The following is an 11,581-nucleotide window of genomic DNA, read 5'->3' as shown; positions in this document are numbered from 1 at the left end:
AACAAGTCTTTGAGCCGCTCCCATTGGTCATCGCGCAGGGCATACCGTCGTGTCATTGCTCAGCCTTTTCTTCTCTCTCTTGCTCTAGCTTATCTAATTGATGACACGCCCTAAGAAAAACTTTGCGTCTTTGCGTCTTGGCACGAAATAATCAAAAGCACTTCTCAATTAAAGTCTCTACCAATCGTTGAAGATGGTCAGTTTCATGCGTTGCCATTACCGAGATGCGAATTCGACTGGTAGGCACCGTGGGAGGACGAATCGCTGGGGCGAAAATGCCGGATGTTTTTAGTTGATGCCCCATTTTTAGCGCTGCTTCTGCACTTTCCAAGGGAAAGCAGAGAATGGGAGATTCAGAAGGCAGTAATTGTAAAGGTAATTGTTGGGCAATCTGCTGTTTGAGAAAATTGACATTATTCCACAGACTGGCGCGACGTTCCGGTTCTTTTTGAACGATCCGAACGGCTTCCAATGCCGCAGCGGTATCAGCGGGTGAAAGAGCCGTGGTATAAATCCAACTAGGTGCCCGATTCCGCAAAAAGTCAATCACAGCCGAGTTGCCTGCGACATATCCACCCAAACTGCCTAAAGCTTTGCTGAGGGTGCCGATTTGAATCAACGGGACGTTGCTACAGCGAAAATGTTCTACACACCCAGCACCCGTTGCTCCGAGTACCCCTGTGGCATGAGCTTCATCAACGAGCAGCATACAGCTAAATTCCTCCGCCAGCTTTAACAGTCCCGGTAAGGGGCACAAATCGCCGTCCATACTGAAGACGCTGTCTGTAAGAATCAAGCATCGACGGTATTTTTCCCGGTGTAAATTCAGTTGGGTTTTTAACTCCTCAACATTGCAGTGAGGGTATTCAATAACCATTGCACCGCTAAGAATTGCCCCATTTTTCAGACTGGAGTGATTGTACCCATCAGACACAATCAGGTCGCGTTTTCCGACTAAAGCAGCGATCGCACCTAAGTTTGCCAGATATCCAGAACTAAAAACTAAGGCATCTTCAGTTTGTTTGAGGGATGCGATCGCTTTTTCCAATTCCCGATGCAGTTCCCGATGTCCGCTGAGTAACCGAGAACCCGTGCTACCCGTGCCAAATGTCTGAGTAGCCGCTACTGCGGCTTGGATGAGGCGTTCATCCCCCGCGAGTCCCAAGTAGTCATTACTGGCAAAATTGATGACTTCACGCCCCTCCAGCAACACCGTCGCACCCGGACGACTAGCGATCGCTTGCACCGACCGATACCAATCTGCGCGGTGAATGGTGGCGAGGGATTGCTCTACCCAAGCGTAAGGATTCGTTGGCATTTCGATCGGTTATCGCACCTTTAACTTGCCTGTATAGCAGTTCTCACATTGTTGCAACACACTCCTAACCTCACCCCCAACCCCTTCTCTCCACTTTTCGGTGAGGGGACAGTATTGAACCTCTTCCTGCTTGAGGGGAGGGGCAGGGGTGGGGTTAAACCATACTGCGTCCAAACGAGAATTGCTATAAAAGAAAATACAGGAAAAGTGGCAATCATGCTTTCCACCTCCCAGAGACGCTACAGCACCCCTCTATATTTTCATTTTCTCCTTTCACATTCTCCTGGCACAACTCGCAAGCTAAGCTGTCAAATTAGACGCTTGAAAGCTGACGTCAGCACTTGATTCTGGCAAAGGTGGACGCAGGCAAAGATAAGCAAGTGGTCCAAATAAAGGTACTAGCGCCACCGCCCAGAAAATTCGAGCATCCTTTATGCCCCGACGAGCCATATCATCGTCAAACAGTGACGTTAATGGAAAAACCAGGCACATCAGACAAAAATCCAAACTGATGAGGTGAACGAATTCCCTGGTTTTAAACTGTTGAATATAATCTCCCCAATCTCCAGCAAATATTGCGTAGGCAAGTAAGCCAATCGTTGTTAACAGTAGGAAAATTCCTGTCCAACGGGAATCTAGAATTTTTAGTAATTTATCCTTCGATCCAGAAAATTCTTGATTTGATTTTCGGAAAATTAAATAGGGGATAAAGCAAATCACACCCGTTCCATTTGCCCCAATGAAATAAGGCCATGAGCGAAACGGTTGCGTTGTGCCATCAGCAAACATCAGACAAGCATAAATCATAGGCCAAACGCCCATGAGCCAGAAGATAGCCACAAGAATTGCATTCACATCTGCCAACTGGAATGTTAACAACTTCCAAACCAGCGAAAACGTATCTGGTTGAGCAAGTGGATCTAACCATACGGTATAGACAAGAAATGTAATCCATATCAAGAACAAGGCAATTTTTCTGCCCATAATCTTGACCCATAACTTTATACATCAATTATTTAACTTTAAAAGTCCGATAACCGCACTTACCTCCGTCTTAAGTCACACCAACTTGCATTCAAAAGAAAGCCACAGCCTCTCCTTTCTTTCCTCCGCGTCCTCTGCGGCCTCCGCGGTTTGTTCTTTCCTAAAAACCTCGAAAATTGTTCACACTCGTGTAGTGTTCGCAACAGACTCTGGTGCCGGTTCAGCACCAGAGTCTGGTAAAGGTGGACGAATACAGAGATAGGCAAGGGGTCCCAGTAGAGGAACCAGCGATACTGCCCAAAAAACTGGGGGAATATTGAACCCTCGACGCACCATATCATCGCCGAGAACGCTCGGAAACAACAGACAGAACAGGCAAAAAGCCAAACTCATGCCATTGACAAAGCGATCGCTTTGGAATTGTTGAATAAACCCTGCCCAATCACCCGCAAGCAAGCCAAATGCTAGCAAGAAAAGCGTGCTGAAATTGAGGATAATACCCGTCCAGCGAGAATCAAAAACTTTCAGCAAGGTATCCTTTTGCCCGGAAAACTCTTGATTCGGTTCCCTCAATGCTAAATAAGGTATTAGGCTAATCACTCCCGTTCCCGCTGAACCCAAAGCAAAAGGCCAGAAACGAATCTTTTGCATCCTCCCATCGACGAACAAAAGACAGCTATAGATGAGTATCCAGATGCCAATCAGGGAAAATATAGAAAGGATAATTGGGTTGACCTGGGTCCACTGACCCGTCAATATATTTTTAATGAGCCTCAGTGTGTCTGGCGTAATTGGCGGTGCCAGCAGCAAAACATAGGAGATAAATCCAGCCCATAATAACCAAAGTGCTGTTTTTCTAGCCATATTTCCATCAAATTTTAATTTCTAGATTGTGCGGGTTGCCGTTCCGTGGAGAAAGCTTCGGCATTAGTTTCTGGTAAGGGAGGACGCAGGCAAAGATAAGCTAAAGCGCCAAACAAAGGAATCAGCACTACTATCCAAAAAAGTGTAGAATTCTTGATTCCCCGACGCGCCATATCATCTCCCAGAAGTGCGGGAAATATTAACCACAGCAGGCAGAAATCCAAACTCATGACATGAACGAAGCGATTTGTCTGGAACTGCTGAATATAATCTGCCCAATTCCCGCCCAATAAGCCATATACAACCAAACTCCCAGCGCCGAATGTTAGCAACAAACCAAGCCACCGGGAATCGAGTATTTTTAGAAATAAATTCTTTTCTCCGTGAAATTCCTGGTTGGGTTCTCGCAGTGCTAAATAAGGCAACAAAGCAAATGCTCCGACTCCAAAAGAGAACGCCGAAAAAGGCCAAGCTGCTACCTTTTGCTGTTTGCCATCAATGAGCATCAGACAGGCGTAAATCATCGGTACGATGCCCAGAAGATTGAATAGCGTGACGACTAGGGGGTTAATCCCTGTCCATTGACCTGTGGAGAGATTTTTGATGAGTTCAAATGTGCCTGGTTGTTCAGGAGGTGCTAACAGAAAGGCATAGGTAATAAATGCTGCCCAAAGCAACCAAAAGCCAATTTTTCTAGCCATATCAGTGAAGAATGAAAAGCAAAAATTAGAGCTAATCGCAATTAGCCATGTTTATCGTTCGTGGTTCGTGGTGGGCTACCCAATCGCTAATCGCTAATCGCGATTAGCGATTGGCGATTTTCTAAATTAAGCAGGTTGCGTAAGAGCCTCAGAGAGATAATCGGCGGCGGCTTCAACGAGTGCGATCGCATTTTCGTACACCATCCGCGTTGGCCCCAAAACACCTACACTTCCCACAGGTACTGAACCCTGCTGATAAGTTGCAGAAATCAGCGTACAGGTACGCATCGGTTCTAAAGGATTTTCCGAACCAATCCGCACCGTCACTCGCGAACCAGAGGTGACATCTGAAATAGCCGTGACATCTGGTCTAGGCCATTCAAAGATTAAAGGCCACAACTGGTCTTGTTCCTCTTCCAATAGGTGTATAAGCGTCTGCACTTGCTGTAATTCAGAAAATTCTGGCTGACGCAATACTTCAGCGACGCCACGAACCATAATTTGAGTTGTGGCAGGTTGGGAAGTGCGACGGATCAAGTCGGAAAGCAGATTTCGCAAGGAATCGACATATCGTTGAAATTCTCGGTCTAGTTCGCTCCAGTCTAAAGTTGCCAATTCACTGAGCGATCGCCCCCGCAAGTGGCTATTCAAAAAATTCGATAAAATTTGCAACTCCCGATCTACAATTTCTGCGTCCGGTTGCTCATCCTCCGATTCTGAGAGCGGTAACTCCATTAAGACGCTAGTCGTCTCATAAGAATCCGTCACCACAATCAGCATCACCCTTCCCGGATCAAGCTGCACCAGTTGCAAATGCCGCAAACGATTAGTTCGAGTCTGCGGCATCGTGATCAGGGTAATATAACCGCTGAGCGTTGCCAGAATTTGCGCTGCACCCCGCAACACAGTCTCGAAGCTTTGATGTTCCAAGCTCAAACGGTTTGTGAATAACTGCTCTACCTGACGCCCCAAGGCTTCAGAAGGCTTAATTAATTGATCGACATAAATTCGATAGCCAGAGTCAGAGGGAACCCGCCCAGCCGAGGTATGGGGTTGATAGAGCAACCCCGCTTTCTCTAAGACGCCCATTGCATTACGAATCGTCGCTGGACTGACGCACAGATTATACTCGTCTACCAAAGCTTTTGAGCCGACTGGCTCAGCCGTCGCAATATAGTGACGGACAGTTGCCCAGAGAATACGTTGTTGACGGTCAGTCAGACTTACTTGCCTAGCCATTTAAACGAAAGCCGAATTGGATAGGGTTTTAAAAACAATTGGAAATTCCTGGACTTCTGATGATGAATTTCTCAGTAAGTCCGGCGCTCTTGTCAAGCAAGCAGCCGATTAAATATAGGATAGGTTAAAACAGAATAGCAGATGCTGCCTTCTGCCTGCCGGTTCGCCACACCCAGCCAGTAGAAGCATAACAGCCGCCGAACTTCAACCTTAGACATACCATGACGATCGATCGCAGAGTTAGGACATTATCGCTACCCGTAACTCTAGAGTCCACAGTCTCTATCAGGATTGTCTGTAGTCTACTCGACTGCATCGAAGTTTGTCAGCCAAAACCTCTAAATACTTATTTCGCTAGTAAAAATTAAAACAATATCGTGAACTGTATTTAATTAAAAAATCTAGCCCCAGCCTTTTTCTTTAGTAGGGAAGAAAGAGAATTCTTGCCCTCTTGTTGCAGGAAAGGGGTTGGGGAAGAGGTTCCAGCTTCAAGATAGTTTTGCACTAAAATCATTAGTATTGGGAAATCGTCGGATCGACTCGGATTGAGTAGGCATCGATGCCACCAGCAATATTTTTGACATTGGTGAAGCCTTGCATTTGTAGCCACTGGCACATCTGCGCCGAACGGATGCCATGATGACAGAGAACCAGCGTCTCGGCGTGCGGATCGAACTGGGTCTGGATTTGGTCAGCCCAGTCGGCAAATTCCGATAAGGGGAGGTTTTCAAAACCCTCAATGCTGGCGATCGCAACTTCCTGTGGTTCTCGCACATCCACCAATTGCAGACTCTCAGGGGAATCGGCAAGACGGCTGGCAAGTTCTTCTACGCTAATCTGGGGAATATCTTGGCGAAAAGATTGAGCAGACATGAGGTTGTGCAACGCTGGAGATTAACTAAGATTTTAATAGTTGGCAGTCCGATGAGCTGAAATAATAGGTTCTGGCATCGGGATTAGTGTTCTTAGCTGAATCGCGCTCACCCAAGGTCTACATTTCACCATGAAGCGACGCTCGTTTTTCTACGTTCTGGCAGCTGGCGTTTTAGTGCTGCTGTTAATTGGTGCCGGTGGCTTTTACTGGCTGAGGGCAAACAGTCCTCTCGCCCTTCTAGGGGGTGGGGAGGTGACGAACCCATCTGCCACCATATTTGTGCCGAAAAAGGCACCCGTAATGGTGTCATTGCTTGTGAATCCAGATCGGTTGGAAGGGTTGCGGCAGGCTGTAGCGCGTCCCGCGAACCGCAAGCGATCGCGTGCAGAACTCAACCAATTTAAACAAAGCTTACTCGCGAACACGGATCTGGACTATCGCCGAGATATCCAACCCTGGCTGGGGGATGAAATCACGCTGGCTCTCACCAGCTTAGATATCGATCGCACCCGTGACAATGGAGAGCAGCGCGGGCTGCTACTGGCTGTCACCACCAAAAATCCGCAACGCAGCCGCGAGTTTGTGGATTTGTTCTGGCAGAAGCAAGCAAATGTTGAGACAGATTTAGTCTTTGAGACTTATAAAGGTGTCAAGCTGATTTATAAGAATCAAGAGTCGGTCGTCAAAACTCAAGATGCTGGAAATAAAGGCTTTTACAACCGCGATAGATCGGCATTGCCAAAAGACGCAATAAACCGCGCCTCAGCTCAAAACTCGGTTGCTACCGCAGTTGTTGGCGATCGCTTTGTGTTGTTTGCCAATAATCCTAGGGTGCTGAAAGAAGCCATTAATAATGTGCAAGCGCCCAATCTCAGCCTCAGCGATTCAACTTCTTATCAGCGGGCAATCGAAAGCATCTCTCAGCCGAAAATTGGTCTGACTTATGTGAATCTACCCGCGCTGGCGAAGTTGCTGGGGAACAATTCACAGATGGAAATTGACCCAACCTATGAGAGTTTAGCCATCGCCATCTCTCCAAAAACTCAAGGATTGCTGGCAGAAACCGCTTTATTAGCGGCTACCGGACAGGAAATCCCCCCGACAACTCCCAGCCTATCTCAACCAGTCGGAGCGTTGCAGTATCTACCAGAGAAAATAGCGATCGCAGCTTCTGGTAGTAACTTAGAGCAACTGTGGACTCAACTCACTTCTGGATTAGATAGCGATGATAGCCTTGTCCAACTGATCGATCAACCCATCGCGAATCTCCAAGCTCGTTGGGGCATTGATTTAAAGCAAGATATCTTTAGTTGGGTGCAAGGCGAGTACGCTTTAGGAATGCTACCTCGTGCCGACCGCAAAGATTCAGATTGGATTTTTGTCGCCGAGAAATCAGCAACGACAAAAGCAGAGGCGGCAATCGATCGTCTAGACGCTGTTGCCAAACAGCAAGGGTTGAGCGTTAGCTCATTTACCCTGGAGAATCAACCGATCTCTGCCTGGACACAACTCACAACCACTGCCGATAAGAATCAGGGTGAAGACCAAGATTCAGTCAAGCTAGAGGCACAGGTGAAAGGAGTTCACGCCAGTATTGGCAAGTACGAGATTTTCACCACTTCGATCGAAGCAATGAATCAAGCGATTAAGGCTCCTGATAATTCTCTCGTCAAGAGCGATCGCTTCCAGGCAAACATCACCTCTTTACCCCAGCCAAATAACGGCTATTTGTATCTAGACTGGGCATCTAGTCAGGCGTTTTTAGAGCGTCAGCTGCCCATTGTCAGAGTGGTGGAATTGGTGGCGAAACCGTTATTTAACGAGCTAAATTCGCTTGCCTTTAGCAGCTACGGCAGCGATGACGGGGTTCGCCGCAGTAAAGTCTTTCTCCGCCTAGGTGCTAAGGCTGAGGAATGATTCGCAAATCCGAGTTGGGGAAGGGAATTGGTAATCAGTAATCGCTAATAACTTCCTGCCTCCTCCGCTGCTGAGTCATATTATGATTGCTTGATTCCCATAATTTCCCGGAACCCCAAGAGATAGCTCTTTTGGGGTTCTCCTTTCTTTGAGCTACTGTGTATACACAAGTCTTCTTGAACTGCCAGTTCCGTTTTGCTCCCCAAGCCTTGTTTGTAGTCAGTAAAACAGTTACAACGAACCTAAACGCAACTGAATTTAAACCGAAAAAATGCCCAGCCTCGGCTGTCTAGTTGTCGGTATCGCCTACGAAATTAACGACTCGGTAAATTTTATCGGTGGCAACCTGGTTCAGACCAATAATTATATCCAAGACCTTCTTGAAATCTTACGCCTCTATCAACAGCACTACGCCAACCCAACAACCGAAACTCAGGAAAAAGCTGAAGCCATCGATCTGGAATTCTTGATTGAGGGCTTACCCAATCTTCTCAATTCCATGAATTTAAAAGCAGATAGAATTCAGCAAATTGTCCTGAGTTTGTGAAACTTCTCACGATTGGATGAAGCTGAGATGAAGCTGGTTGAGATGCACGAAGGCCTTTAAGTGACGCTAATTTTTTAGATCCGTATAAAAATGCACTAAAGTTGGCACCGCTTTGGTTCATAGTTTTTCAGTAATAGCCAAGCAACAATTCGGAGGAAGTCAAAGCTGCATCTTTAAATTACAAGTAAACTGGAACTTAGTCATAGATTTACGTGACTATACAGTAGATTCGCGGTTTTTTTGCTTTTCACTTCAAAAAAATCTAACAAGTACCATGACAAAAAAAACGGCTAATGGTATAATTCCGCAATCTTTAAGGTTATTTGAATTATTGCCGGTACTTGTCTTGGCTAATTATTTACATTTAAACGAAATTAATACAGTGCGGGAAATTAACGCAGCGGTGGTTAATATCAGTGGTCGTCAGCGGATGTTATCTCAACGCACGGCACTGTTCGCCTTAAGACTGGTCTGTACAAAAGATATTGCCGAGCAAGAGAAATTGCGCTTTACTTTGCAAGCTGACCTGGATTTGATGGAACGGTCGCATAGTGGTTTAATCGAGGGCAATCCGGAGATGAAACTACCGGGTCAACCATCACCCGTTGTTTGGTCAATGTACTTTGAGCCACCGCTAAATTTAGACCAGCAGATACGCCAATACATCACCCAAACGAGAGCGATCGCCCAAGCAACCCCTGAAGAACTAACCTCAGACAATCCGCATCTACGTTACATTCTTACAGAGTCTTCTACCAACCTGCTTGAGGCTCTAGATGCAGTGGTGAGCCAATATCAACAAGAAAGTGATATTGAACAACTCGCCCTTAATATTCATCAAGCGGAACTCTACGAGCAAAGTTGTGCCACCGCTGCCCAAGCTGTTGCTCAATCAAAGCATTTAGAGCAAGCTTTGCACGACCTGCAACAAGCCCAATCCCAACTCGTTGAAAAAGAAAAAATGTCCAATTTGGGATGTTTGGTAGCAGGGGTGGCTCACGAAATCAACAACCCTGTTAGCTTTATCTATGGGAACCTAAATTATGCAGTTGACTATGTGCAAAATTTGCTTGATTTAGTGACGCTTTACGAGCAAGAGTGCCCCAATCCTAGCTGCTTGATGCAAGAAAAAATCGCAGAACTCGACATAGATTTTCTCAGAGAAGACTTGCCTAAAGTGATGTCTTCAATGGAAATAGGGGCAAAGCGTATTCATCAGATTGTGCTATCGTTGCGGAATTTTTCTCGCAATGATGAACAGGTTATGCAGCAAGTGAACCTTCACGAAGGGATTGATAATACCCTGCTGATTTTGCAAAACCGACTAAAAGCACATGGCAACCATGCAGAAATTGAAGTGATTAAAGAGTATGCTGATTTACCTTTGGTGGAATGTTACCCAGGGCAAATGAGCCAGGTATTTATGAATTTGCTCGGTAATGCGATTGATGAGCTAGAGCGTTACAGTAGCGAATCCCCCAAGGAAGGTTCTATTTCGGGGATTCGCAGTTTGGATGAATTTTGCAACAAACCCAGTCAAATTTCGATTCGCACAGAACTTACTCCTTCTAATACAATTCTTGTGCGGATTGCTGATAACGGACAGGGCATGAATGAAGATGTTAAAGCCCGATTATTTGAGCCATTTTTTACCACCAAGCCTGTCGGCAAAGGTACTGGGCTAGGGTTATCCATTAGCTATCAGATTGTAGTAGAGAAGCACAAAGGTTCGCTTAATTGCGTATCGGTACCTGGACAAGGAACAGAATTTTGTATTGAGATTCCCGTGTGGCACACCCAGGAAGAATCAACGCTTAACAGAAGAAATCAACTTTTGGCAAGTTAACAGCCGTGAGAGCGCACCATTTTTGTAAAAAGTGCGAATGGAATTCTCCAGAGATATTTAGTCAAGGAAAAAGTTGTATTTTATTGATACAGCTTTTGTTGTTAATTGTTCATTCTCATGTCTAACTTACCGCCGCTGAATACCGAAACGATTTGGGCTATCCTGAACGATGAAATTGATGATGCCACAGTGAACCAACTGGTGTGGCAATGCTTGGGTTATCGCTACGACGCAGCGGCGAATCAATGGGACGCGAGCGAAGTTCCCCCAGAATGGCGAGATGAATATCCACAACCGCCTGATTTCATTGAGAACCGTCCACCAACGGTGAAGCTGACTCGCTCGATTCCGGCAGAGAACAAGCAGCTACTAAAAGAACAACTCGGCTTTAAAGGCTACAAATTGGGTGAATTTGGTCCCAGGCAGACTCGTCGGGCAACAGCGGCGAATTGGCTGTTGAGCTATATGCAAACCACCCGTTGAACTAAGTCATACTAAGCGGGACTCAAATCACCACTGCCCACGCCCTAAACTATAAACAAGTTATCGGGAGTGGATAAATCCCAGGATTGGCTGACTCCCGGTAGCAAATTCATTGAATGGAGACTAATTCAGGTGGAGACAAACCAGAATGTGCCCGTTGAACACCAAAATGTACCCGAAGGGCACCGGGGGCTGCACGACTTTTTGTATAGCTCCGACGACGAACACGCTGCCCCTGAGATAGCGACTCTTGTCGATCTTGAAAACGATGGAACTGAAGTGCTACCGCTTCAGAATTGGTGCGATCGCGTTCAGAATGCGAAAATTGCTGGGGTGTACGCTGTGTTAAATACCCAACGTCAGACGCAATATATCGGATACTCGCGGAATGTGCTGCTTTCCCTGAATGGTCATGTCGCTCAAAATGGGAGAGAAACTTGCGCGTTTGTGCGGGTGCAGGCGTTCAAGTTCCCGAAACGCACGGACATGGAAAATTTGCGAGAGGCGTGGATTTCCGAACTCGGCAGCGTTCCGCCTGGTAACGCTGAGGTCAGTGAGATGTGGGCTAGCACGGTGGGCGAAGTTGCAAAAGCAGCCATGTCGCCCGAAGAGCGCAACGCCTATGAGGAGAAAAAGCTCAAACTTCGCAAGGCGATGGCAGATAGCACGCTCACTAAGGATCTTGCAGATGTCGAGGAAAGTGATGCCGAGAGGCAGCAAAAGCTAGAAGCGGCAGTGAATAACGACGACTGGAGTGCTGTCATCGAGGGACAGACGCGGGAAACTCATTCGTAATTGTGAAAAAACA

General features: G+C 46.5%; 12 protein-coding genes. 5 read left to right on the top strand and 7 right to left on the bottom strand.

The features are described from left to right. Nucleotides 1-151 precede the first annotated feature (151 nt). The 7 genes from bioF to NDI34_RS20500 form a co-directional block, all read right to left on the bottom strand. Nucleotides 152-1,318, bottom strand: coding sequence for an 8-amino-7-oxononanoate synthase (gene bioF / locus NDI34_RS20530; RefSeq protein ID WP_348233670.1), 1,167 nt, complete (start codon nt 1,316-1,318; stop codon nt 152-154). 300 nt (nt 1,319-1,618) lie between these two features. After that, a complete protein-coding gene (locus NDI34_RS20525) occupies nt 1,619-2,302 on the bottom strand; it encodes a DUF2834 domain-containing protein (protein ID WP_348233669.1) in 684 nt (227 codons plus the stop codon). Between the two features lie 180 nt (nt 2,303-2,482). After that, on the bottom strand, nt 2,483-3,166 hold the full coding sequence (locus tag NDI34_RS20520; protein ID WP_190410383.1) for a hypothetical protein: 684 nt from the start codon (nt 3,164-3,166) through the stop codon (nt 2,483-2,485). A gap of 14 nt (nt 3,167-3,180) precedes the next feature. Then, nucleotides 3,181-3,867, bottom strand: a complete 687-nt coding sequence (locus NDI34_RS20515; RefSeq protein WP_348233668.1) for a DUF2834 domain-containing protein — start codon at nt 3,865-3,867, stop codon at nt 3,181-3,183. Nucleotides 3,868-3,993: 126 nt separating this feature from the next. Continuing rightward, nucleotides 3,994-5,106 (bottom strand): heat-inducible transcriptional repressor HrcA, encoded by a 1,113-nt coding sequence (gene hrcA, locus NDI34_RS20510; protein ID WP_348233667.1) that lies wholly within the window; start codon nt 5,104-5,106, stop codon nt 3,994-3,996. A 124-nt stretch (nt 5,107-5,230) separates the two neighbouring features. After that, complete coding sequence (locus tag NDI34_RS20505; protein WP_190410380.1) at nt 5,231-5,422, bottom strand: hypothetical protein; 192 nt, start codon at nt 5,420-5,422, stop codon at nt 5,231-5,233. Nucleotides 5,423-5,619: 197 nt separating this feature from the next. Next, a complete protein-coding gene (locus tag NDI34_RS20500; protein WP_190525349.1) occupies nt 5,620-5,979 on the bottom strand; it encodes a rhodanese-like domain-containing protein in 360 nt (119 codons plus the stop codon). 130 nt (nt 5,980-6,109) lie between these two features. On the opposite strand from NDI34_RS20500, the gene NDI34_RS20495 reads away from it, so the two are divergent. The 5 genes from NDI34_RS20495 to NDI34_RS20475 all read left to right on the top strand — a co-directional run bounded on the left by NDI34_RS20495 (nt 6,110) and on the right by NDI34_RS20475 (nt 11,568). After that, nucleotides 6,110-7,897 (top strand): DUF3352 domain-containing protein, encoded by a 1,788-nt coding sequence (locus NDI34_RS20495; protein WP_190677293.1) that lies wholly within the window; start codon nt 6,110-6,112, stop codon nt 7,895-7,897. A gap of 271 nt (nt 7,898-8,168) precedes the next feature. Further along, entirely contained in the window at nt 8,169-8,444 is a 276-nt protein-coding gene (locus NDI34_RS20490; RefSeq protein WP_348233666.1) for a hypothetical protein, read from the top strand. A gap of 274 nt (nt 8,445-8,718) precedes the next feature. Continuing rightward, entirely contained in the window at nt 8,719-10,290 is a 1,572-nt protein-coding gene (locus tag NDI34_RS20485) for an ATP-binding protein (protein WP_348233665.1), read from the top strand. A 117-nt stretch (nt 10,291-10,407) separates the two neighbouring features. Beyond that, a complete protein-coding gene (locus NDI34_RS20480; protein ID WP_190429112.1) occupies nt 10,408-10,773 on the top strand; it encodes a DUF1823 family protein in 366 nt (121 codons plus the stop codon). A 132-nt stretch (nt 10,774-10,905) separates the two neighbouring features. Then, on the top strand, nt 10,906-11,568 hold the full coding sequence (locus tag NDI34_RS20475) for a GIY-YIG nuclease family protein (protein WP_348233671.1): 663 nt from the start codon (nt 10,906-10,908) through the stop codon (nt 11,566-11,568). Nucleotides 11,569-11,581 lie beyond the last annotated feature (13 nt).

Source organism: Trichocoleus sp. DQ-U1 (genome assembly GCF_039961925.1).
GTDB lineage: Bacteria > Cyanobacteriota > Cyanobacteriia > Cyanobacteriales > FACHB-T130 > FACHB-T130.
The sequence above is the reverse complement of the archived record's forward strand: the minus strand, read 5'-3'. Positions and strand labels throughout refer to the sequence as shown.

What these genes read in the sequence shown, in the direction of transcription:
- hrcA (WP_348233667.1), bottom strand. Translation starts at nt 5,106, where the DNA reads ATGGCTAGGCAAGTAAGTCTGACTGACCGTCAACAACGTATTCTCTGG.
- NDI34_RS20495 (WP_190677293.1), top strand. Translation starts at nt 6,110, where the DNA reads ATGAAGCGACGCTCGTTTTTCTACGTTCTGGCAGCTGGCGTTTTAGTG.
- NDI34_RS20515 (WP_348233668.1), bottom strand. Translation starts at nt 3,867, where the DNA reads ATGGCTAGAAAAATTGGCTTTTGGTTGCTTTGGGCAGCATTTATTACC.
- bioF (WP_348233670.1), bottom strand. Translation starts at nt 1,318, where the DNA reads ATGCCAACGAATCCTTACGCTTGGGTAGAGCAATCCCTCGCCACCATT.
- NDI34_RS20525 (WP_348233669.1), bottom strand. Translation starts at nt 2,302, where the DNA reads ATGGGCAGAAAAATTGCCTTGTTCTTGATATGGATTACATTTCTTGTC.
- NDI34_RS20520 (WP_190410383.1), bottom strand. Translation starts at nt 3,166, where the DNA reads ATGGCTAGAAAAACAGCACTTTGGTTATTATGGGCTGGATTTATCTCC.
- NDI34_RS20500 (WP_190525349.1), bottom strand. Translation starts at nt 5,979, where the DNA reads ATGTCTGCTCAATCTTTTCGCCAAGATATTCCCCAGATTAGCGTAGAA.
- NDI34_RS20490 (WP_348233666.1), top strand. Translation starts at nt 8,169, where the DNA reads ATGCCCAGCCTCGGCTGTCTAGTTGTCGGTATCGCCTACGAAATTAAC.
- NDI34_RS20485 (WP_348233665.1), top strand. Translation starts at nt 8,719, where the DNA reads ATGACAAAAAAAACGGCTAATGGTATAATTCCGCAATCTTTAAGGTTA.
- NDI34_RS20480 (WP_190429112.1), top strand. Translation starts at nt 10,408, where the DNA reads ATGTCTAACTTACCGCCGCTGAATACCGAAACGATTTGGGCTATCCTG.
- NDI34_RS20505 (WP_190410380.1), bottom strand. Translation starts at nt 5,422, where the DNA reads ATGCAGTCGAGTAGACTACAGACAATCCTGATAGAGACTGTGGACTCT.